This is a genomic window from Clostridium sp. CM037 (assembly GCF_055081095.1).
Genome location: NZ_CM143650.1, coordinates 2,028,899 through 2,052,771, shown reverse-complemented (window position 1 = coordinate 2,052,771; position 23,873 = coordinate 2,028,899). Strand labels below are relative to the sequence as shown.

General features: G+C 30.6%; 22 protein-coding genes and 3 pseudogenes. 6 read left to right on the top strand and 19 right to left on the bottom strand.

Annotation, left to right across the window (positions count from 1 at the left end):
• Nucleotides 1-182 precede the first annotated feature (182 nt).
• Nucleotides 183-353: pseudogene (locus ACWJKP_RS10005) on the top strand (helix-turn-helix domain-containing protein); the annotation flags it as partial.
• Nucleotides 354-397: 44 nt separating this feature from the next.
• Here the strand turns inward: ACWJKP_RS10005 and ACWJKP_RS10000 are convergent.
• From ACWJKP_RS10000 to ACWJKP_RS09960, 9 genes and pseudogenes are all read right to left on the bottom strand, one after another.
• Nucleotides 398-1,018, bottom strand: a complete 621-nt coding sequence (locus ACWJKP_RS10000; RefSeq protein WP_224579238.1) for a hypothetical protein — start codon at nucleotides 1,016-1,018, stop codon at nucleotides 398-400.
• A gap of 2 nt (nucleotides 1,019-1,020) precedes the next feature.
• Complete coding sequence (locus ACWJKP_RS09995; protein ID WP_165414732.1) at nucleotides 1,021-1,932, bottom strand: ABC transporter ATP-binding protein; 912 nt, start codon at nucleotides 1,930-1,932, stop codon at nucleotides 1,021-1,023.
• A 213-nt stretch (nucleotides 1,933-2,145) separates the two neighbouring features.
• Nucleotides 2,146-2,709 carry an NUDIX hydrolase gene (locus ACWJKP_RS09990; RefSeq protein WP_165414733.1) on the bottom strand — a complete coding sequence of 188 codons (564 nt, stop codon included), beginning with the start codon at nucleotides 2,707-2,709 and terminating at the stop codon, nucleotides 2,146-2,148.
• Between the two features lie 364 nt (nucleotides 2,710-3,073).
• Nucleotides 3,074-4,231, bottom strand: a complete 1,158-nt coding sequence (locus tag ACWJKP_RS09985; protein ID WP_462961664.1) for an alpha/beta hydrolase — start codon at nucleotides 4,229-4,231, stop codon at nucleotides 3,074-3,076.
• A gap of 39 nt (nucleotides 4,232-4,270) precedes the next feature.
• Nucleotides 4,271-4,855, bottom strand: coding sequence for a TetR/AcrR family transcriptional regulator (locus ACWJKP_RS09980; RefSeq protein ID WP_165414735.1), 585 nt, complete (start codon nucleotides 4,853-4,855; stop codon nucleotides 4,271-4,273).
• 527 nt (nucleotides 4,856-5,382) lie between these two features.
• Nucleotides 5,383-5,891, bottom strand: a pseudogene (locus ACWJKP_RS09975) (PhzF family phenazine biosynthesis isomerase).
• Nucleotides 5,892-6,216: 325 nt separating this feature from the next.
• Nucleotides 6,217-6,693 (bottom strand): GNAT family N-acetyltransferase, encoded by a 477-nt coding sequence (locus tag ACWJKP_RS09970; RefSeq protein WP_165414736.1) that lies wholly within the window; start codon nucleotides 6,691-6,693, stop codon nucleotides 6,217-6,219.
• 276 nt (nucleotides 6,694-6,969) lie between these two features.
• Entirely contained in the window at nucleotides 6,970-7,389 is a 420-nt protein-coding gene (locus tag ACWJKP_RS09965) for a hypothetical protein (protein WP_224578952.1), read from the bottom strand.
• Nucleotides 7,390-7,744: 355 nt separating this feature from the next.
• Nucleotides 7,745-8,506: a peptidase MA family metallohydrolase gene (locus tag ACWJKP_RS09960; RefSeq protein ID WP_224578954.1), complete on the bottom strand. Its 762-nt coding sequence runs from the start codon at nucleotides 8,504-8,506 to the stop codon at nucleotides 7,745-7,747.
• Nucleotides 8,507-9,187: 681 nt separating this feature from the next.
• Between ACWJKP_RS09960 and ACWJKP_RS09955 the strand changes: the two genes are divergently transcribed.
• The 3 genes from ACWJKP_RS09955 to ACWJKP_RS09945 all read left to right on the top strand — a co-directional run bounded on the left by ACWJKP_RS09955 (nucleotide 9,188) and on the right by ACWJKP_RS09945 (nucleotide 12,407).
• Nucleotides 9,188-10,231: a helix-turn-helix domain-containing protein gene (locus ACWJKP_RS09955; protein ID WP_165414130.1), complete on the top strand. Its 1,044-nt coding sequence runs from the start codon at nucleotides 9,188-9,190 to the stop codon at nucleotides 10,229-10,231.
• Nucleotides 10,232-10,262: 31 nt separating this feature from the next.
• Complete coding sequence (locus ACWJKP_RS09950) at nucleotides 10,263-11,303, top strand: alpha/beta fold hydrolase (protein ID WP_165414129.1); 1,041 nt, start codon at nucleotides 10,263-10,265, stop codon at nucleotides 11,301-11,303.
• 351 nt (nucleotides 11,304-11,654) lie between these two features.
• Nucleotides 11,655-12,407: a lysostaphin resistance A-like protein gene (locus ACWJKP_RS09945; RefSeq protein WP_462961663.1), complete on the top strand. Its 753-nt coding sequence runs from the start codon at nucleotides 11,655-11,657 to the stop codon at nucleotides 12,405-12,407.
• A 79-nt stretch (nucleotides 12,408-12,486) separates the two neighbouring features.
• Here the strand turns inward: ACWJKP_RS09945 and ACWJKP_RS09940 are convergent, their stop codons facing one another.
• The 6 genes from ACWJKP_RS09940 to ACWJKP_RS09915 form a co-directional block, all read right to left on the bottom strand.
• A complete protein-coding gene (locus tag ACWJKP_RS09940) occupies nucleotides 12,487-13,122 on the bottom strand; it encodes a CatA-like O-acetyltransferase (RefSeq protein ID WP_165414127.1) in 636 nt (211 codons plus the stop codon).
• 249 nt (nucleotides 13,123-13,371) lie between these two features.
• Entirely contained in the window at nucleotides 13,372-13,833 is a 462-nt protein-coding gene (locus tag ACWJKP_RS09935; RefSeq protein ID WP_318038335.1) for a QueT transporter family protein, read from the bottom strand.
• 46 nt (nucleotides 13,834-13,879) lie between these two features.
• Nucleotides 13,880-14,389 carry a GNAT family N-acetyltransferase gene (locus ACWJKP_RS09930; RefSeq protein WP_165414126.1) on the bottom strand — a complete coding sequence of 170 codons (510 nt, stop codon included), beginning with the start codon at nucleotides 14,387-14,389 and terminating at the stop codon, nucleotides 13,880-13,882.
• A 140-nt stretch (nucleotides 14,390-14,529) separates the two neighbouring features.
• Nucleotides 14,530-15,405, bottom strand: a complete 876-nt coding sequence (locus tag ACWJKP_RS09925; RefSeq protein WP_224578957.1) for a TIM barrel protein — start codon at nucleotides 15,403-15,405, stop codon at nucleotides 14,530-14,532.
• 58 nt (nucleotides 15,406-15,463) lie between these two features.
• A complete protein-coding gene (locus ACWJKP_RS09920) occupies nucleotides 15,464-17,812 on the bottom strand; it encodes an FtsX-like permease family protein (RefSeq protein WP_165414124.1) in 2,349 nt (782 codons plus the stop codon).
• Nucleotides 17,813-17,842: 30 nt separating this feature from the next.
• Nucleotides 17,843-18,538 (bottom strand): ABC transporter ATP-binding protein, encoded by a 696-nt coding sequence (locus ACWJKP_RS09915; protein WP_165414123.1) that lies wholly within the window; start codon nucleotides 18,536-18,538, stop codon nucleotides 17,843-17,845.
• A 499-nt stretch (nucleotides 18,539-19,037) separates the two neighbouring features.
• On the opposite strand from ACWJKP_RS09915, the pseudogene ACWJKP_RS09910 reads away from it, so the two are divergent.
• Nucleotides 19,038-19,232: pseudogene (locus ACWJKP_RS09910) on the top strand (transposase); the annotation flags it as partial.
• A gap of 342 nt (nucleotides 19,233-19,574) precedes the next feature.
• Complete coding sequence (locus ACWJKP_RS09905; protein ID WP_165414122.1) at nucleotides 19,575-19,808, top strand: hypothetical protein; 234 nt, start codon at nucleotides 19,575-19,577, stop codon at nucleotides 19,806-19,808.
• A gap of 2 nt (nucleotides 19,809-19,810) precedes the next feature.
• Here the strand turns inward: ACWJKP_RS09905 and ACWJKP_RS09900 are convergent, their stop codons facing one another.
• The 4 genes from ACWJKP_RS09900 to ACWJKP_RS09885 form a co-directional block, all read right to left on the bottom strand.
• Entirely contained in the window at nucleotides 19,811-20,332 is a 522-nt protein-coding gene (locus ACWJKP_RS09900) for a hypothetical protein (RefSeq protein ID WP_165414121.1), read from the bottom strand.
• Nucleotides 20,333-20,934: 602 nt separating this feature from the next.
• Nucleotides 20,935-21,624 carry a restriction endonuclease gene (locus tag ACWJKP_RS09895; RefSeq protein ID WP_224578958.1) on the bottom strand — a complete coding sequence of 230 codons (690 nt, stop codon included), beginning with the start codon at nucleotides 21,622-21,624 and terminating at the stop codon, nucleotides 20,935-20,937.
• A complete protein-coding gene (locus tag ACWJKP_RS09890) occupies nucleotides 21,608-22,690 on the bottom strand; it encodes a hypothetical protein (RefSeq protein ID WP_462961662.1) in 1,083 nt (360 codons plus the stop codon). Before ACWJKP_RS09890 ends, ACWJKP_RS09895 begins: the two co-directional genes overlap by 17 nt.
• A gap of 275 nt (nucleotides 22,691-22,965) precedes the next feature.
• Entirely contained in the window at nucleotides 22,966-23,868 is a 903-nt protein-coding gene (locus ACWJKP_RS09885) for a DEAD/DEAH box helicase family protein (protein WP_462961661.1), read from the bottom strand.
• Between the last annotated feature and the right edge of the window lie 5 nt (nucleotides 23,869-23,873).

The following is a 23,873-nucleotide window of genomic DNA, read 5'->3' as shown; positions in this document are numbered from 1 at the left end:
AGTGTGTGGTACGTTGAAGATAAATACAAATCTTCAATTGTATTCTTATAGAAAGGATGCCTGTAAATGCAGTGTTTTAGCCGACTGGCTTGATAGTCGAGTTGCTAAATCGGGCTGTTTCGTTGACATAGGGAAATGGTAAGTATAGTATTGGAAGTGAAAAAATACTAGGAGGAATTTCTATGGAAGATAAAAAGTCATTTGGTGGATTTATTACACAAAAAAAGAAAGAATCAGGATTGACTCAGAAGAGTTTTGCAAAGAAAATATTTGTAACAGAATCTGCAGTTTCAAAATGGGAAAGGGGAATCTCTTATCCTGACATCCCCCTTATAAATGATATTTGTGAGGTGCTTAAGATTAACGAACATGAACCGTTGACCGCCAGTGAACACCTTCAAACAAGAGCTACAGAAAAATCAGCCACAAAATATGTAAAAATAGTAAACAGATATAAATATACGTTATTTTTTGTGTATGGAATATCTTTTACTCCTACATTTATTCCTATTGATAACCCAATACTTTTAGCAAAAAACGAGATTGGTATACAAACACCCACAGTGGCAATATTTACTAATATTATCAATAAGACAGTTCGGAGCATAACCAAAATAATATTACCTGTTGTTATCGTGCCAACTCCTAAAATTCCAGTCATTGTTAAAGTCGCAATCAATATAGGGCATAAAATAAAAATTATCAGCGCGGTATAATAACCTATACATTTACTTATTACTATCCTAAATCTACTATTACCAGCCATAACTGCACTTTGAATCATTCTTTCTTGAAACGCTGAGGTAAAATAAATCCCGGCATAGACAGAACCTGCAAGATATAAAGTTGAAGTAACAAAATAACTAGCCCCCATAAATCCATCAAATCCAGATTTCACACCATCGGCCATACCAATGCCAATATAACTGGCTCCTACTAATAACATAAGGATAAATGTACCTACAAATTTCGCCGATTTAAACAATCCTCTAAATTCCCATTTCAAGATTCTGCTCATTCTTATTTCCCTCCCAACAAATCAATATAATATTCTTCAAGATTTTCTCCTACTACTGTAAATCTAGTAACTAAAATTCCACCATCAAATAATGTTTTTGCAACATTTTTAATATCATCTATACAATCATAAAGTTTAATTGTATTCTCTGATACTTTATAGTTTTCTGTTTCTAATTTTCTCCTAATTGTTTCAGTAGCTTTCAGAGCCTCATCTGTTTCAATAATAATATGTTTTTTACATTTATCGTTCAACTCTTCTAATGTCAGTAACTCCACAATTTTACCTTTATGAATAATAATATAATCAGTTCCAAGTTGGTATAATTCAGTTAATATGTGACTAGAAATAATAATTGTAATACCGTATTCTTTATTTAGTGATTTTAACAGCTCTCTTATATCAACCATGCCCAATGGATCCAAACCATTTACTGGCTCATCCAAAATGAGAAGCTTAGGTTCTTGAACCAGAGCCATTGCAATTCCTAGCCTTTGCTTCATACCAAGTGAAAAATCCTTCACTTTCTTTTTCTTCACATTTGTAAGGCCTACTTTTTCTAATAATTGTGGTCCAATATCAGCATTTTTCTGTCCATAAAGTATACATTGCATATTCATATTGTCAGCTGCCGAAAGAGAATCATATAGAATAGGCTTTTCAACTAATGTTCCCATTTTTCTTCGTACGGCTTCTAACTGTCTTTTCTCTGTCCGCCCTAAAATCTCAATTTCTCCTTGAGTAGCTTCTGAAAGACCTGCTAATATTCTTATGGTAGTTGTCTTTCCTGCACCATTTTCTCCAATAAACCCATATATTTTTCCTTGTTCAATTGTAAAAGAAACTCCATCCAGTACCTTCACATTATTATAGAATTTAGTTAAATTATTTACCTTTAATATACATTCACTCATTTATAATCCTCCATTATATTGTTAGTTATTTTTTTACTTACCTTGGCTTTGTTGTATTTAGTATGAAGGAAAAACCTTTCTGTAAAGTATGAGAAACATAAATATAACATTAAAAAAACTAACGCTTTTTTATCAGCGTCAGTCTTTTTGGGGTAGTATAGGAATCAAGCAGATCGGAAGTTAACTTTTCGAAGGATCTTGTGACAAGGTTACTTAAATTGTTACCGCCCTAATTTTTGATATTAATTTCTTATAAACCTTCTGCATATGGGCTTCACTTACATATGTACTAACTTCATCAATTGGAACCCATTTAACATTGCTATTTTCATCAGCTTTAACAATAAGTAATTCATTTTCATCGCCCTCAACTAAATATGCAACTGATAAATGCAAATGTGAAGATACATATTCCCCTCTTTTTATATATCCAAGTACAGTCAATATCTCTAATGAAAATATTTCCGAAGTAATAGGGAAAACATTTTTCACCCCCGTCTCTTCCTTTGCTTCTTTAATTGCAACAGCCAATAAATCTTTTTCCCCATCTGCATGACCGCCTACCCATGACCATGAATTATATATATTATGATGTACCATTAACACTTTATCTTTTGTTTTATTTACTATATATACTGAACTTGTTATATGTGCAATCTTGTTTTCTCTGGTTAAAATGTCATCAAATATACTTATACAGTGTAAAATTAACTCTTTATCTTTTTTTTCTTGTTCATTATAAGGGTTATATCCCCTTATCAACTCAATCCACTCCATATTCCTCTCCCTTTTAAAATAAAAGTATCAACTTCTTTTTATTTTTGTTAATTATAAAAAAGCAAAAATTAGACAGCATATTTTTTTAGATTCGCCAGGTTTTTATAAGTATTTATTAGGGGGGATATGATGCAATTTTCTGTTACTTGCTTCTTTAAGTGCTATTCCCAACTACAAATTTATACTTCCAATTATAAGAATATAGTTTTAAAAATCAGTAGCGTCGTTTATTTTTTTTGTATGTAACCAACTTTAAAAAGCCTTTCTATTTCAGTCTTAACACTATCCATCCTAATTTTTATTATTTATGTAAATATATATAATTATATATTGAATGAAATTTTAATACAAAGAAAAAACCACTTTATAGAAAGTAGCTGCAATTCTCATTTCCCGCCAGCACATCTTCCTGCAAAATACGCGCAAATTTTTCCGGTTCTTCAAACAGTGGGCTGTGGGCTGACTGGCGAAATGTATAAAACCCTTTCATAGGTGCCTGTAATTTATCGAAATAAGCCTTTGCCAATCTGTAGGAAGCTGTGTAATCGTATATGCCTTCACAAAAATAGACAGGAATGTCCAATTTCTGCACCTTCTTAGTCAAATCCGTTGCAATCATCTTGTCCCGCAGGTTGGTAGAGTTGTTACAAAAGGATTTGCCACGCCATATATCTATCTTTTCGCTGAAGGTGTACTCTCGGTTTTCCATCACCGGCAAAAATATACCCCTAACTACAGATTTCATATTATGCGTTGTGCCAATGCCAAGACTGTGCATCGGTTCGTCACGCAAGGACCAGTATGAAGGTGGCAAGATGTCCATCTTATTGATAGGATACTTCTCAAGCTTTCGCAACATTCTTTTGTCTCCCTCCAGCGTAAATTGTTCCAACATATATTCATATGCCAGCTTTTCCGATTGGAGCTGTCTTGATTCCTGACCCATGCCAATATAGGCGTAGTACAGCTCTGGTGCCCGTGCTGCTGCCTGAATGCCAAGAAAGCTTCCCCACGAGTGTCCCATAAGGTAAATCTTTTCCTGTCCAAAGCGTTTGCGAAGGTAATTTGTTACCTCCAGCGTGTCGGATATCAATTGCTCCACTGTCATGGCATCTGGAGAGATGTCCGTGTTGTAGGATAGCCCTGAGCCTCGCTGATCCCACCAGCAGACGGTAAAATAGTTCTCAAGAACGGTTTGATATCTCTGGCTAATGCCATATTCGGGCATACCAGGCCCCCCGTGCACAAAAAGCAGCACTGGCTTCGTTTTATCCTTACTCTTGATAAACATCCCCTGCTCCACCCCATTGATATTGACATGGATTTTTTCTGAAATGCTACCTGCCAGCGGACTTCCATTTTCATCTAAGAAATGTTTAGGTTTTCCAGGACTCCATGCCATTAACACACCTACAGAAATAAATACACAAACAAGTAAAACAGAAAGTATACTCAACATAACACGTACCATCCTTCGCACAAATGATTTAGTTGAAAGTCCCTTAATTTTTTTATTTGTCATTTTTTACTCCTCATATATATAACCAAACAGCTAATGCCTCTATTTGTTCCAAATAATATCTTCAATCTTTGTTTCCCACTCCTTGTCATAATGAACATTTTTCATTGTTGCAATAGAAGCAAGACCATGTACAGTTGCCCACAATGATATTATTGTGTCTTCCATTTTTTCTTTCGGCATTTTGGTCTCTCCATAAATACGAAAAACAGTGGTTTTTAAAAGTTCAAAAGGCGGGAAGTTCTTCGTCCCATCACCCTCCAAGGAAAGATTAACCTCCATACATGGCTGAGAAAACAAAAAAGAAAAATACTGAGGATTATAAACAAAAAACATAACATAGCTCTTACCCATTTGAATAAGCACGCTTGGATCCTTTTGATTTGGGCAAGATTTAATCGTATTCTCCAGTACTTCCATGAACTGCTCTGTTACAAAATCCTGCATCGCTTCCAATAAGTCTTCCTTGCTTTTAAAATGGCTGTAAGGCGCTGCTTGACTTACTCCACATAATGCAGATACTTTCCGTAATGAGAGTTGTTTTGCACCATCTTGATTAATTAGTTCAATACCAGCCTCAATTAGTGAATTTCTTAAATCTCCATGATGATATGGTTTATTTGACATTTATATGGCCTCCTATAACTTAACATTGTTAACATTATAATGCACAATCTTAACACTGTAAAGATAGATCGTAATAAAGTTGATAATTACATGTTAAAATAATTAAGGAATTACGAAAAAAGGACAGCGTACTGTTTTCCTACAATACGCTGTCTCTTTATTTATAACTGTGACTATTGGGGATTATATGCACATACGTTTAATATAAATATTCCTTAATACCTCTCATCAAAGAGACTATAAAAGTTTTCTATCTGTCATATTATATGGTACTTTCACTTCAATTTCTATGTAAATCCACGAGCTATCAACTTTCCTAAATTTGTAAAACCGACATTTACTTATGGGACGGTTCAGCATATCACATTCTAAATTCATTAATCACTTAGCTACTTTTCTCCAGTCATCTTCGCTTCCTATTATTAGCCTAATGGATATATGGATAATAGGAAACTGATTATTGATTAGTACATATCAAAACTAATGCTTTATTCTATCTTATCTAAATTGGTTGTTATTTAAGATAGTCATTCTAATGATAATTCAGATTTAAATGCTATTATGGCATTTCCTGAAATTTTAATTTCTACAGGTTCTTTATTTTCTATCTTTACCTCAACGTCGATAATACCTGTTCGTTTTATAGCTTCACCTTGTTTAGCTTTGAATCTAAATAAAGAATTATTATGATTCACCAATTTGTGATGAACCAGATATGCACCCAAAGGACCATTTGCATTACCAGTTACAGGATCTTCATTAATGCCTATCGCAGGAGCAAACATTCTGCCATTTACTAAAATATCATCGTCTTGAGAATTAACTGTAAAAACGTAATATCCATTACACTTAATATCGTTGCTCAATTTAGAAAGGGCATCATAATTTGGTTCCATTTTTTTTAAAGTTCCCTAGCTATTTTCTGCATTTCAGTTTCAGTTAATCCATCAGCATTTGTTATTACTCCAGCTGGATTTCCAGCAAACTTCTCCTTAGTGAATGAGTCAATTTGATATAACTTATATTTCCTTGTCATAATATCCCTCCTAAGATAGTATCAATTTATATATTGCAAGTTATTCAATTTATTTGGATCAGATAGCCCCTATGTATTATTTAAAGCAATTTCAAATATACCTAAGTAATCTATCAAAATCTTCTTTTCTTTGGTTTCTGAATGCTTCTCATTATAGACACAATCTGTCTAATTCGTCTGATTTCTCAAGTAATTTTACAATTGTTTATGATGAACTTTATGAACATTCCGAACTAATCAAATATTATTAGAAAAACATCAAAACAAGTAACTAGAATCAATCTTGAATATCATATATATTTGTAGTATTGCTTACTATAGAAGCCTAAAGTCCAATTTTCATAAAGCCCACTGTGAAAGGTAAATGTTTATACTTTCTTGTACCTGTATGTATAAATCCTAAACCACTGTACCAATTCCTTAATTTCGTACTTTCCTCAATTACTCCAATAGTCATTTTATTACTTCCCATTTCTCTGACTTTATCCATTGCAAAAATAATCATTTCTCTGCCATAACCTTTATGGCGATATTCTACCAATACAGCAAGATTATTCAGTTCAAAACTCCCACTATTATTCTTGCTAAGCGAAAAATAACCTACAATGATACCATTATCCAGGTAAGCAAACATTGGTCGACCTTCATCATACTGCTTATATAATTTTTCAACTTTCATAAAACTTGCATTCCCTGGACAATTCTCTTTTGTAAGACTAAATTCTTGTGCTACCGTTCCAAAACTTTTTCTGATTACTTGTACACATACTTTAATCTCATCTCTTTCTATCTGCCTTATCATTTTTATCACTTCCATACTCACATTTTATTAATAATCTTTACTTCGTAATAAACTACGAGTTCGACATATCGCCGGTCTTTAACGAAGAGAAACGTTTGTAAAACATGGCTTTTCAGCCGACTACGATATTCCCTACACGCATCAATTAAGTATTCATTTTGCTAGCTTCCCATTATAGACATAACATGTCCAGTTTATCTGATTTCTTTAGTAATTCTTACAGTTGTTTATGACGAACTTTACGAAAGATACGAGCTTGTAATATATTTAACTTTATCACTTAATGTTCCTAAAAAATTTTCTATTAAAATATAATGCAAAGAATGCTAGAAGAACAAAGATTCCTACCTTTGTTACAATAACTGCAATTGGAAGCGAAATTCCTGCTATTAACTGAAATGCCGTTTGGATTGGAATCATTATTCCAATAATGCTACATACTGTCAACAATATCCCTAATAAAATATATCCCATTCCACTTCGTTTCTTTAATTGAAACAAACAAATCCAAGCAGCTGGAGCAATTACCCCCATATCTAAAACATATGTAATTTGTGTTGTATACACTTCAATTAATCCTAAAGAACGACCTAGAACTAGTGAATTAATGATATCTGGAAGCCAAGCGACAATTAGTGCACTTCCGGTTAAAGCTAAGAATATATATATTCCTTTGTATGGTAATACATCTCCCATGTTCTCTACTACCTGCTTTTTATCTATACTTACAATTGCAATAATTAATCCAAAAAAGCTAGCTGAAAAAAGTGCAATATATACTAAATGCAATATATTATAGGTTATGCCAAATGCTATACTTGCAGAATAATAAGTTATCGCCGTTCTTTAACGGAGAGAAATGCTTATAAAATATGGCTTCTCAGCTGACTCCAATATTCCCTACACGCATCAATTAGGTATTCATTTTTCTAGCTTCTCATTATAGACACAATCTGTCTAATTCGTCTGATTTCTTAGGCAATATTTACAATTGTTTATAACCAACTTTATTAACATTATGAAATAATAAAAAATAGAAAACCTTCCATATTTAGGTCAGAAGATAATTCTTTTTAATATACTCAATCCATTTATTTTGCAATTGCTCCTCTGTTATGCCAAAAATGCCTATAACGTTATTCGGTGATTTTATTAAATTATATAACTTACCATAACCAAACTCTTCAACTATTGACTCTACTATTGTGTATGAATATTGATACCCATTGCGTTTGAAAAATGTTTCAAAATCATCGCCAGTATCTAAATCATTGAGTGTAGGAATCGTACTGTTTACTAAACCTTCATTAATTGTTTTCCTTATCCAGTTTTCATTATTATCTTTTGCTTCGTAACATGCAATTCCTTCATTCAACCATCTGGGCGTATGATTATTTATTTTATTTACTATTATATGCACAAACTCATGAACAGCTGTATTTACTACGTTATCAAATTGTGAACCAGGTGGTGGATTTAAAGGAGATGCTATTACAATTTTGTCTACCCCAATCCCTCCTCTTATCCAATCAGGTGCATTGGGAAATCCTAAAGCAATATGAAGCTGATTAATGTCTGAATGAATCTCAATAGTCAGTTTCTCTTTAAGTTGTTCATTAAAAATAATTGTAATTCTATTGTAACTATTTTCGAGAACATTTGAAACTTTATCTATACATGTCTTATCTATTTCAGTGTAATAAATTATAAAATGTTGAGTTTCTTTTCTTAAAATTAGTTTGTAATCTTTCTCTTTATATATCTGTTCACATTCTACGTTACCCGAACAATCTTCTTTTCTTTGCTCTATCATTTCAGTTTTCTCCCTTATAGTTAATATTATTTTCGAATATGTTGGTTTGTACGTTATTTTTTACAAATTCGACGTATCGCCGTTATTCTTTTTCCCCACACTCATCAATTAAGTGTTCATTTTTCCAGCTTCACATTATAGACATTATCAGCACACTCATAACAAGATAAAACATTAGTTTCATATTTTCTTTTCAAAGATAATAATTGTAATCCTCATTCTAAGTTCATATACCTTAATTATACTACAAATTTTATCATAATCTCTTTATTTTACCTTTAATATTTCTTTTACTTTTATCTACGATTTAAACTAAAACCGCTCCATCTAAATTACTAGCCTAACAAAAAAGATAGCAAAACCTTATAACAAAGTTTTTATTATCTTTTTCTAATTATCATACCTCTATTTTCTTACGGGTAGCGAACAGCACTCCACATGCCTTGATACGTTAAAAAGAACATATTTTAACTTTATTATTTATACTCCTTTTACACACAGTGTGTTGTACGTTGAAGATAAATACACATCTTCAATTGTATTCTTATAGGAAAGATGCCTGTAAATGCAGTGTTTTAGCCGACTGGCTTGATAGTCGAGTTGTTAAATCGGGCTGTTTCGTTGACATAGAGAAATGGTAAGTATAGTATTGGAAGTGAAAAAATACTAGGAGGAATTTCTATGGAAGATAAAAAGTCATTTGGTGAATTTATTACGCAAAAAAGGAAAAAAGCAGGATTGACTCAGAAGAGTTTCTCAGAGAAAATATTTGTAACAGAATCTGCAATTTCAAAATGGGAAAGGGGAATCTCTTATCCTGACATCACCCTTATAAGTGATATCTGTGAGGTGCTCAAGATTAACGAACATGAACTGTTGACCGCCAGTGAAGACCTTCAAACAAGAGCTACTGAAAAATTAGCCACAAAATATATAAAAATAGTAAACAGATATAAATATACATTATTTTTTATGTATGGAATATCTTTATTAGTATGTTTTATATGTAATCTGGCTGTTCAACATAAGCTGTCGTGGTTTTTTATTGTGCTGACTGCAGAATTGATTGCATTTACGTTAACACTGCTGCCTGTTTTGGTGACTGAGTATCGTGGAGAGATCACGATAGGAGCTTTATTTACTTCGCTTGTTCTTCTTTTGATGACTTGCTGCATTTATACGGATGGAGACTGGTTCTTTGTGACATTTATACCGTTGCTGTTTGGTATGACGGTTGTTTTTTTACCAATTATACTAAATCGCATATGGCTTCCGGAGTTCTTGGCAAATAAAAAAGTATTGCTGTGTTTTATGGTAGATACCGTGTTACTATTATTACTGATTTTTGTATGCGATATGTATACAGGCGGAGGATGGTTCTTAACGAAGGGTCTTCCGATTACGTTATTATGTCTGATTGTTCTGTGGAGTATGATGCTTATTATTAGATATTCTAGAATCAATGGGTTACTGAAGACTTCAGGATGTTTCGCTGTAATTTCTGTATTTGAATTTTTTATACAAGGTCTGATAAATATGGTATTGGGGCTTGAACCTTCTGTATTTGGATTTCAATACAATTTTCATGATTGGAGTGACGAATATATGAATGGGAATATACATATGATTATATTCATTTTGTTATTTGGAATGACTGCGTCGTTTGCAATAGCAGGAATTATGAAATCGGTAAATAAACATTCTCAAAATCTGAACACTGATTAATAACTCTAGCAATTTAAAAGGGGTATCTTGAATGAAAAATAAAAAAAAATTGATGAAATTATATATACATATCGGAGTAATTATTATAGCATTGCCAATAATGGCACTTCTCTTTCCTACATGGACTCCGGATATAAAAGGTGAAAACAGTATAAGTGTATTAGAACAAGTAAAGATAAATGGAAATAATCATGAAATTATGATACGTGGTGATGATAGGGATAATCCAGTTATTGTTTTTGTACATGGAGGACCTGGATGTCCGGAAATACCATATGCTGATAAATACCAAAATTTATTGGAAACCAAATTTACAGTTGTTAATTACGACCAAAGAGCAAGTGGAAAATCATATCATTTATTTGAGGACTATTCGAACCTTTCAACAGACTTATTGGTTAAGGACTTATTGGATATGACGGATTATATCTCAGCACGTCTTGGCAAAAAAAAGATTATACTGAGTGGCCATTCTTGTGGTACATATATTGCAATGCAAGCTGCCTATAAAGCTCCTGAAAAATATGAAGCATATATTGGCATTGGACAGATGAGCGATACAACAGAAAGTGAGATCGACAGTTTGAATTACTGTATTAATCAAGCTCAAAATGCTGCCAATACAGATGATGTTTTGTATCTACAAGGATTAACTAAAGAAATCAAAAATGGCAATATGTATACCCCACGATCTTATGTTATTAAATATGGTGGGGCTTCAAGACTTATTGATGCCCCCGATAATAATAGTATAGGTTTTTTATTCAGTAGTGAGTATAACTTGTTAGATGTTATCCGTTATGACTATGGGATATCCTTATCTCAAAAGATTTTGGTAAAGGATTTATTAAAAAATCCTTTACCAACTATAGTAACAAAACTTAAATTACCATGCTATTTTATCATGGGTAAATATGACTATATGACTTCAGCTAGTGCAGCAAAAAAATATTTTGATATGATTAAAACGGATAAAAAAGAATTTATTGTCTTTGAACAATCAGCTCATTATCCGCAATTTGAAGAGAAAGAAAGATTTAATAAATGGATGTGCGATACATTTATTAAATAAATATAATGCAAACTTGAATTAATTTGCCATCCTTACTTACTACAACTTATGTTGGGCTACAAAAGCAACTGGCGAGCTCCAAACCCATTCACAAAGATTGGGGCTTACTGAGAAGATATTTGATTATAAGGATATTATCTATTTTAGATGATATTAATTAAACACAAAACAGAGTAGAGAAATTTAATAGAGTTCGACTAAATTTATTAAAAATCAGTCGTCCAATAAGAATACTTAATTTTCATGTTATAGTTTATAAAATATAAACTAATATTTACAGATATTAGTTTTATATATATACTTATTTAGTATATAATTTATAAAAATTTATGTGGGTGGGGTTATTAATATATGGATAACATGTTTGAGAAAATAAAGGTAAAAAAAGTCGTACTATTTTATATACTTGCAATTATACTAACTTTTTTATTATTAGAGATACCTATTATTTACAATATATATCTGAAAGATAAGTACGTAGCTGAAATTATGTTAAATATTATATTGTTAGTTTTTGTTAGCCTACTGGTATTTAGAGGTAACAATGCAATGAAAAACGATTTAGTTAGTTGCATTAAAGAAATAAGTTATAAAAAGATAGCTCGATTATACCTATTGAATATAGGTCTTTACATTGGAGTAGGTCTTATTTTATTAGTAGGTACACATGTAACTGCTACAGGTCTAACTTTAAGCTATTTAATATTTGGAGTAACAACAGCGCCAATAATTGAGGAGTTGTTTTTTAGAGGGGTATTGTTAAATAAATTAAAGTTTAAGACGGGTATCAGACTTGCAATCTTAATATCTGCGACAATATTTGCAATAGTACACTTTGATTTAAACTTTATAGGTAGGTTTTTTATGGGTGTGTTAAGTGCATTATTATATATAGAAACCAAGAATATTGTAAACTGTATTATTTTTCATATGTTATACAACTTTAGCGTTTTTATATTTGTTGTTCTATCTCAATATGTTTATATACCTATGTCCAATTCAGATGGTACGGCACAACCTTTAGTCGTAGTTGTAGTTTTTGCATCTATAATCATATCTATTGTAATGAACATTAAGTATATAAGGGATAATTTACCAAAATAAGTGTATCATTATAGACGAACTTTAAGAACATTGAAAACCAACTGCATAAATGTAAAATTATTTTTTCTAAATGCAAATATTATAAATACTTTACAGGATTATCTAAAATTTCTTGAATTTTATTAAAGTAATGTCCAACATGTACGCCATCTACCAGTGAGTGATGTACTTGAACAGATAGTGGTAACTTTATCTTTCCATTTTCCTCAAAGTATTTACCCCATGCTATCATTGGGACACTAGCAACAGGGTTCATTTGAATTGGGTGAGTTATACTAGTAAATGAAACCCATGGAATACTTGTAGTATATATAAGGTCATCACGACCTGGTTCATTTCCAATACTTACATTATTTTTTGTTCTTTCTATTTCATTTGATGTGTTAATCTTAAATTCTTTAAATCCATCTATAAATTCAGCTGTACAAAAACTAAATATTTCATTTGAAGTCATTACTGTAAAAGACGGACTGACCATTTCATGTTCAATTATTTTATCTTCTCTTATCCTATAACGAAATTCCTTTATGCTATTTGCTGTTTTTGTAACAACATACAACATTGATATAAAAAACGGATTATCTTTTTCCTTAATAAATCTATAAAATTCAGTAATATCAACATTCCCACAAATATTAAAATGAGGATAATCAAGTTGTTTAAAATAATTGTAATGATTTTTTCTTTCCCAATTTTCCATATCTATAAACTTCACCTGTATACCACTCCCCCTAAAAATTTTCCTAAACTAAACTTAGTCTTATTCTACAAGTTAGACATATCCCCCGCTATTCTTTAACGGAAGGATATCTTTGTATAACCATGACTTTTCAGATATTTCTTATATTCCCTACACTAATCAACTAAGTATTCATCTTGCCATTATAGCCACAACCTGCCCAAATAATCTATCTCTTTAATAATTCTTACATTTGGTTATGACGAGCTATCATTGTATTAAGTCTTAATATTTTAACCTTTTTATTAAAAAAACACCTACTATACCGGGTATTATTTGACCTATACAAAGACTAATGGCTAATGCGAAATATGGTATATGTAGTAGATATGAAAGCCATATAGGTACTAATAAGCCTGGAATAAATACTATTGGAATAACAATCAGCCACTTATTTAAATTAAATCTTTTGATAAGATATATTAATGTTGTTGTTATGATCCCCACCATCGTTCCGCCTATCATATCGAATACTCCTAAGCCACCCATTAATGTATTGCTTAATAAATTTGCAGCTCCCATAGGAACTATTAAAAATGGATATACATACCCTAGAGCATATAAACTTGTTGCCATCCTTATTTGATAAGGTCCGAATGAAAAACCTTGTGTTAAATACATTATTACTATATACATCGCCATGACTAAGGCTGCTATAGTTAATTCCTTGGTTTTTATAATAAACACTCCTCGCTAAACTGTAACTTCAATTTTCATCTTATTAAAAAAAATATTATTCAGCAACTTTTATGCGCCACCAAATTTCCTCATCTGTTTCCTTATATTTTTCCATTCCACATTTTTGCAAAACTCTGTGTGAAGCAATATTGTCTTTTTCTGTTTCTGCACTGATAATAGAAACATCATGTTGACTAATAGCCCACTCACAAATAGCCTGTGCTGCCTCGGTCATATACCCATTTTTTTGATAGGTACTATTGATACCATATCCTATTTCAACCTCACCATTTCCATCTGGACATTTCATAAAACAAGCACTACCAATAGCCTTATTTTCTGATTTTAAAATAATCTGCCAATTTGTGCACCAAAAATATCTATCTTCATTTTTTACAGCTTCTTGATATAATCCCTCCATTGCTTCTTGAGTATCTCCATCTAAACATTCATTTGAAGCACTTAACTTTAACTCCTTCTCCAGTTTATCAATTCCATCAAGCAATAATTTAAACTGCTGAAGTGTCAAAGGTATAATTTTTAAACGCTCTGTACTTAACTCCATTTAATTTTTCTCCTTTTCTTTCTATATGAATAAAATATTCTGTAAACAAATGAATCCATTACGAATAAAATAATCGTTAGTTTAGACCTTATATATGGCTTGTTATTTGTTTTATATACCTACGTTCACAACTTTAGTAACTATAAAGTTTTTAATGCCTTATTCTGAATTGTAATATATTCTTCGAATTCCTCAAGCGATGTAGTTATAAATTCATACACAACATATTCAGGTTTAATAAGTTCAATAATCTTTTTCACATCTCCATCTGTAAAAGGCTTGTGCATATCCAGCTTCATTACATGAAAGAGAACACTTTCTTTGATCTCATCATATATTAGTTCACCTTTACTAACTTTTTTTATTTCCTCCATAACATATTCGCCTGATAAGGAACAATTAAGGTGTATGCCCTTTATAAAATCCTTTAATTCTCCAAGGTTATTGATTGTATCTAAAATATATTGAATTCCTTGCTTTTCATCTTTAAGATTAAAATTTGTATTCATTAAATGTCCCGTATTTAACATAATCCCTTTATTATGATAATCAACCTTTTCTAATAATCTATACACTGCATCTTTATGAATCATAGTTAAACCAGGCCACCATAAATTTTCAAATAATATTTCTATATTAGTATCTAACCCTTTAAAAACTTCATTTACAAGCTCTGCTGTTGCATCTATAACTTCCGCATTCGAATATGTAAAATCATATGTATAAACATGCTCTAACTGCACATGAGATACATGAAAAACTACATACTGTGCACCCATTTTATCTGCAACTTTTATTTCTTTTCTGTAACCCTCTATTATACATTCTCTAGTAGTTCCACCATAGTAGCTTTTCACTTCATCCATGCTTCCAAATTGTCTTAGTAATTCTTTAATATTATTATTCCAAAAATCCAGCCATACAGGATAATATTTTAGATGTACACCTTTAATTGTTTTTGTAGGAATAATATTTTCATCCCACATTATAGGGTTTAAAATTTCAATTCCGTGCATATTATGTTTTTCTAATAAATTTGTTATTTCTAAACTATCACAATGAACCCTGTCCATATCATATTTGTATGTTGAAAGATTTATAAGTTTTTAATTTTTTGCTCATTTGTAGTTTAAAACAAGTTACAATTAACTCGTAACAGATAAGTATTAAAACAAATCCTGCAACAAAGATAAATATATTGGTGGAAAACGGTATATAATCATTCGTTTGTTTTGATATACTTACATGTATAGATTTCGATATATACATGGCTACTGGATATGTCAGTAAATAAAACATAATGATTAATCCTTTGTAGACATCTATAATCATCTTAAAGATTTCTTTCGCAGAATAACCTAATTGACGCATTATCAATATGTCCTTTTCACTATCCTGAAAACTTGCTTGTACTGCAAGGTAGAACAAGACAAGACCTGAGATAACTGCGATTACCTGATTTATAATGGCACTTGATTGATTTGAAGAAGAACCTGCTTTTATAACTGCTTTTTCTTCATTAATTGTTATTATTTTAGTATAATCATTACTTACTTTTACTGTATCTGTAGAATAGAAAACCCCATTATGTACCATTTCTGACACACTCAACATTCCTGCAAGTTTTTCTTTGCTTGTATATACCATAAAACTACCACCATTGCTACATACATCTGTTATTGTTTCATTATTTGATAATCCATTTAGCTTTAAATTAACCTGATCTCCCTTTTTTAAATTGTATAAAATACTTACGCCTTTTGATATAATAAAACTATCTTTATCGATTGCTATCTCCTTGCTCTCATTACGCAATTCCATATATTTACTATTGCTTTGAAGTCCAATAATATCAAAATTATTTTTCTCATCCTTCATTAAAAGTTCTGCTGATACTTGAATAAAGTCTTCGTAATCATCCCTGTCATCCGTGTATGCCTCGCTAATCGCTTTTGCTTTATAGCTAACACCTTCAAACTGATTATCCATTGCATACCCACTTGATCTGTAGAGTGATATACTTGTCACAAATAACGTACTTACTATTGCTACTGCTCCAAAGCTCATTATGATATTTGATTTTTTTCTAAATAGCATTCTATAAGAAACTTTATTCTTTTCAGGAACCAATCTGCATAATACATTACAGAAAGATATATATAAACCCCTTTTGTTTTTTATAACTTCACTTTTCATTAATAATGATGCATCTTCTTTATAAAAATGGTATACATATATTAAAATCACAATGATATTGATTATCGGCAATAAAAATATACCAAATGCATATGTACTTATATTACATCCCTTTGTAAATCCACTAAAGCAATAAGTTTCTACAAATCGATTAACTAAGACCGACGATAAAAAGTAGCCGGTAACTGTTCCTGCGATGCTTCCGATAAATATATATGGAAGTGTGCATCGAAGCAATACTTTAACAACTTTATCGGTAGTAAATCCTAATGCTTTATACAATCCAAATTTTTTTCTATATAACTGGATAAACTTTTTATAGAACATAGAATATACATATACTGATACAACTAAAAATGATAGCAAAAATGTAAATGCTAATGCTATATTTGAGTTAAGTCCCATAGTTGGAAGTGAATCTCCATCAATCTTGGAAGATTCTTCAAAGTATTTAAAACTCTTATTATTATTTATATTACTTTTTACAGCTTCAATATCCACATTTCCATTATACTTACCACAGAAATATTCCGTTAAGTTTCCAGATATCAGATTAAATGTATTGCCACCCGCAATTACAAAGGAAGCATTATCAAATGTTTGTTCCAGTTCACCGTATGGAACAAATGCTATATAATCTGGTAAATAAATATAACCTGTAATCATATATGTAGTGTCATTTATTTTGATAGTGTCTCCAATATTCAATCCATTTTTTTTGGCATATCCAGGAAGAACTGCTATTTCATCATCCTTTTTCGGAAGTCTTCCTTCTAAGAGATTAGTTTTATTAATATCTGTTAGATTGTTAATAAAATAATATGTTTTATCACCTGAAACAGTCTTTTTTATTGATCTTTTAGCAAACATAAAACTATATTTACTTCCTAACTTTTGGGCTAGCTGGGTTTCGAATTCAGAAACATCTATATTTTTATTTTTTACAATGGTTTCCATTCCATATTTATTTATGTCTTCTTTTGATATATTATATTTCCGGATAATGTCCTGCCGCAATTGTCCATCATAAAATACATCCACTTTGAACCGGAAATCTTCTTGAGTATATTCTTGAATATACTCATTTACATTTTTTACATTCTTATCGACTGAATATCTAATAAATAAATACATCGATGTCGTAAACAGAGCCATTAAAACTATCACCAGTACATAACTCTTATTTTTCATGAAATCTTTTTTAATCTGTTTGCTAATATATTCCATCTACACTTACCTCGTATGCGATATTAGTTTCTACCATTTCATATCCTCCGCGTCTATTCTATTATTGTTAAAATAATCGCTACTGATTGTACCATTCTTCATTGTTATGATTCTTTCTGATGTCTTTGCAATTTCTTGATTATGAGTTATAAATATTACTGTAGTTTTATATTTTTTCTGTATTTCACATAGTAAAGAAACTACTTTTTTACTGTTTTTCTCATCAAGTGCCCCTGTTGCTTCATCACAAAATATTAATTCTGGCTTCTTAATCATAGCTCTTGCAATGGATACTCTCTGCTGCTCGCCTCCTGATAATTGATTAGGAAACTTATCCTGAAATTCAATAATCCCTAAATCTTTCATAAGATCATCTAGATACTTTCTTTGTGATTTATCATCCATGCCTAATAATATATTTTCTTTTACAGTTAAATCATCAAGCAAATTATATTCCTGAAATATATGACTTACATTATGTCTTCTATAAAAAGCCAGTTTTGCACTATTATACTTTGTAATATCTATCCCTTTAAAAATAACCTCACCATCTGTAGGCGTTAACAACCCTGATATGATATTTAATAATGTTGATTTACCAGATCCACTTGGCCCTACTATTGTAGTAAACGTTCCCCTTACAAAATTAACTGATACATTTTTTAATACTGTTTCCTTTTTATCGTACATCTTTAATAAATTTTTGACTTGCAAAATATATTCCATTGATATCCTCCTACCTGTAAATGAGCATTTTCACATCCATTAATTAATAACATAAATAATTTCAATGGTTTGAGCATATATCAAAATTGCATACATGAACTACTCAACCCGTTTTCTAGCTTCACATTCTAGACATTACCTGCACTTCAAATCCCTAATTAACTATAAATACATTTCACTTACATAATTCAACATTAGCCCCTTATTATCCTTCTACATTTGTAGAATAATGTAAAAACAAACACCAAAGAAGTCCTAGGGTTTGCTATTTCTAAGTGAAAAATAATCAGGACCAGTAATTATAGGGTACAAATTAAATTAAGAGGCTGTCTCAAAATAAAAAATAATTTCTAATGCGAGATGGCTCTTTTTTATTTTATAAATACAAAAGTGGATCCCGAGGAATCCACTTTTAGTGTATAATTTAAGTATGATTAATAAAGAAATTAGACAAAAGAATTATACCAATAATTGCGAGATTTATCAATTAGTTTTTCCTATGGAGACAGGAATATTGGTACCGGAAGATGATTAAGTAAGACTACTTAGCCAAATAATGGAGGAATTAAATTATGCAAAACTAAATAAGGCGTACTCTTTTCAAGGAAGAAATCCAGTAGTTGAGCCGAAGATTCTTTTTAAAATATTAGTTTATGCTTATATGAATGATATCTATTCAAGTAGAAACATAGAGAAAGAATGAAAAAATAAATTTTGAGTTCAAGACAAAATACATAATTCCAGAGGCGTACGCTGAAGTAATTTATCTTCAGAACATTTTAGATTTTTCAAATGAAAATAAGGAGATTCAAGAATCTTCTTTTTAGAATGCAAAAAAATAAAGAAGAAGTAAAACTAAATGTAATTACGGTGATTGTTTTGATATTTACCCTAAAAATAATAAGGAAAAGGAGGGTCCTCTTGTTTAGGCTTAAATTATCACTAAAAACCTATGAACATCATAATACATTTAAACATAAAATTCAATGCATTTTTGAAAGAATATGAAAAGAAGTATTTTAAAGAGATTTGTAAAATGTCAATCCGAAAGGAATTAAATATACCAAAATCAGATAAACTCAAGAAAAATGGTGCTTTTGAACGTGGACTTTTTTATATCGTAGAAAATAATTTGAATTATGCAGACAGCAAACAAAAGTTGTTCACTTCATTTGCAACGACCTCGGGGGACGTAACAATAACTATGTCAGAGCCTACGAGGTGCTTGAAGAAATTGGAATGTAATGAAAATTTCTTGTTGCTATTTTAATTTTAAAAATCTTTTTCAGCTTTATTTTTTATAATTTTTTGAAGCTTATCTGCACGTTCATTATAATTATTCTTAATTGCGCATCTAACATAATAAGGAAATAGTTTTTTCTCGCTTTTTACATATCCAATTCCATCCTCAGGATATTTATGATTGGTAATTTCAATTCCATTCTTACCATTTTGTATATATAGAACTACGGGAAGTGATACTCCACTTTCAATGCCTAGCTTACCTTCCTCTTTAAAACAACCTTCTTTTGATAAGTAAACATATACTTTATCTTTATCTGTTCCTAAAATTGTAAATGCACTATACATTTTTCCTTCCCTTGCTTCATTAATATCATTTGTTTTTGTATCGAGATATTGTAAAATTGTTTTTTCGTCTGTTTTAGTAATTTCTAAAGAATTACCTCGCTCATCATAGACTAAAAATGCAATGATAATAATTATTATTATTGAAATAATTAAATAGTTTTTTTTAGTATTTATATTCTTATTATTTATTTCATTATTATACATTTCATTTTCCTCCCAATCATTTAAGTTTGAGTATACAATATTAAAAACAAACTATAAGTAATATTGCACCATAATTATAGTAGCATAGGAATTTATTAGAAGCAAGCACAATTAGTGATTTTAGGTATCGAACGGGAACTTGATATAAATGCTGTTACATTAGAAATTACAACCGGTTTAGCTATGAGTTAGGGCATAATATTTGTATATATGTATAGTAAATGTTAATATATAAAAGTAGAATAGAGACTATAAAATACAAGATGCAGGTAGTATATATCTGATGGTCAAATTACAATAAATTCCATTTTTGAGAGTGTATATTTATTGTATAATCATAGAATATCGTCATAAAGTATAAAAGGAGGAAGTATGAGTTTAGCTTTTCTAAATATTGTTATATATATAGCAAACAAAAGTTGTTATTTGCTATATCATATTTTTGGGAAATTGTTGTTTCCTAAGATCATCTAATATTTTTCCACTTTCAATAAACTCATTATGCTCATAACTTAATACGTCCCACCTGACGTAAACTTGCCCTTTCCCTTTATATAGCAATCAACCTCGCGGTGGAATGAAATTACTAATCTTGCTACTATCTATAAATTTTCTATAAAACTATTAAAATTATCAGTTTCCAAAAACTCAACCTTAGTTCCAAGAGCTTCAAAATGCTTATGTCCGCAAGCAATTTTACTTACTTCGCGTAGACGTAATTCTTCTGCTATAATATTGCCTTTTGTTTCTAGTACAAAGTACAATTTTTCTTCATTATTGTTTCCAACCAAAACTGCCCAATCAGGATTGTAACTTCCAAGCGGAGTATCAATTTTGAACCAATCTGGTAATTTGGCATAAATTTTAACGCTATTATTTTTTTCGAATTTCTTAGCAAATTCCTCCTCTACACCGGAATCATATACTACATATTCATAAACAGATTTCTCACTTTCTATCATGTTTTTTGACAGATATCCATAAAGCTCCTCATCTTGAAATAATTCTTGTGCATAAAACTCATCTTCCCCTAGCTTTTCATATTTAACTCCACCCACAAGCAGATATTTCATCTTTCTTCGAATTATAGAGCTAACCTCATCCATAAACATTTGGGGATTATTTTTAAAATCCGCCAACCTTTTTGACTGTTTAAGTATATCCACAATAGTTCTCCTTGTAAGGTTAGTTTCATTTTGTAAATAAGTTATAATATCTGGCAGATAAAAGCATGCATCCTCAACAACCATTGCATATCGAGTTCTTTCTTCTGTCTTAGTTCCCCCCTGCATTAATTTCTATATCCGCCTTAGTGTATATTAGCTTAGCTTTATCTACTTTCAAATTCTTCATAATTTCCTCTGAACATGTTTTTATAAGCTCCGAGCTATTAAACTTTACAGAATAGGTAGTTTTATATTTTACTTTATCCCATAGTTCTTTGAACTCAGGGCTTAAAAATCTTCTTTTATTAATGCTAATTTTCTTTTTATCATTTGCATTTTTAATATTAAGACTTCCTGAGATTTTTTTCAGGATTACATCTGCTTGAGCTTTAATATCCATGTACTCCTCCGGAAAATCTAACTTGTTATCTTTAAGGGCTCGTTTTAAATTATCTGTTACTTTACCCTTTACATCAATATAATCTTTTGCATTAAAATAATTCCAAATATATTCGGAGGGTTCCTTCCCCAAGTATTTATTAATACCATGTTTTTCAATTTCAATATTTGCAAAGGTATGTTTTTCAATTATCCCAAATTTAATGTTTTCTTCTTCAAATTCTCCTTGAAGTTTTTCAGCAAATTCTTCATAGGATTCATTTGCCATTACGGTAAGTGTATTTACATTAAATCCATGAATTCTTTCACCATCTTGATTTACTGCAAGTCTTAGACCTCTACCAATTTCTTGTCTCTTTTTCATTTCCGATTTAGTTTCATTTAGCGTACATATTTGAAATACATTTGGATTATCCCAACCTTCTTTAAGTGCTGAATGAGAAAATATAAACTTTAATTTTGAATCAAAGCTTAAGAGCCTTTCTTTATCTCTCATTATAAGACCATATACATCCTCATCTGCAAGAGTACCTCCATTAGTATCCTTTAAGACTCCTTTTTTATCTTGAGCAAAGTACCCATTATGAACTATTTCTGCTTCAGTTTCTGTATCTACATCCTCAAATAAAGTTTTATACTTAGGTTTTTGAATACTCTTTTTATATTCTTCCTCAAACCATAGTGCATACTTACCCTTTTGAGAATTACCTTTTTCATCATAATATCTATAGTTAGAAACCCTATCTATGAAAAATAAGCTTAAAACCTTAATTCCTTTCTGATTAAGCTTCATCTCTTTTTCTAAATGTTCTTCGATGGTCTTTTTAATTTGAGCACGTTTAATAATATCATCACTTAATTCTCCACGTACTTCACCTAATCTAATACAATCCTTACTTGTGAAATCTACATACTCAGAATTTTTTCCTGTATGAATTTCACTAACTATATATCCACTATATTGCTCTCTACAACCACTAATTTCAAATAAGTCCTGCCCATTTTTAACATTTACAGCTTCTCTCTTAATAGCTCCATTTTTTCTTTTATCTATTTCAATTTTTGCAATTATAGTAAACCTTTATTACTAACACTTACTAACTTTAAATATGCATCATTATGATGATCCTTAGTCATTACGCTAGCTACTTCAATTTGTTTAACTAACTGTCTCTCATAAGCATCAACTGCATCCAATCGATACATTAGATTGTATTTTTCTTTATGAGTAGCAGAGTATCCTATGGTGCATAAAGGATTTAAAGAATCAATTGCATCATTTGCCTTTTTTGTGCTTGCTGCACTTTGTGGTTCATCAATAATTACAATAGGATGAGTCTCCTGGATAAATTCTAAAGGCTTTAACCCATTAGTTTTTTCATGATCTTTATTGATTACATTAGTATCTTTGTTAAATGATTGTATTGTCATAACAATAATTCTAATATTATCACTGGTTGCAAAATCCCTTAATATATCTAGGTTTTTAGATTTATATTCATATGACTTAAATATAACATTATCATATTTAAGTTTAAAATGATCTGTCATTATATCTATTGATTTAACAACACCTTCCTTAACTGCAACGGTAGGCACAACGATTATAAATTTTGTAAAACCATATTTTTTATTAAGCTCTAATATAGTCCTTAAATACACATAGGTTTTACCCGTACCCGTTTCCATTTCGATAGTAAAATGATAGTCACCTTTTTTTATTTTATTCGACTGAGCTAACCCATTTCTTAGTTGTATTTTTTTTACATTCTTCAGAATATCTTCTTCATCAATTTCTAGCTTATTTCCCACACCCAAGTTAGTTGAAAAAAGTCCGACTGTACCAGCTTCATATATTGAATTGGCTACTGTAAAATTAGAATTACAAACACTTTGACCTTCAAATATATCTACAATAGATGACATGGCTTCTTTTTGGTAATCCAATTCTGAATCAAATTTAAGTTTCATGAAGC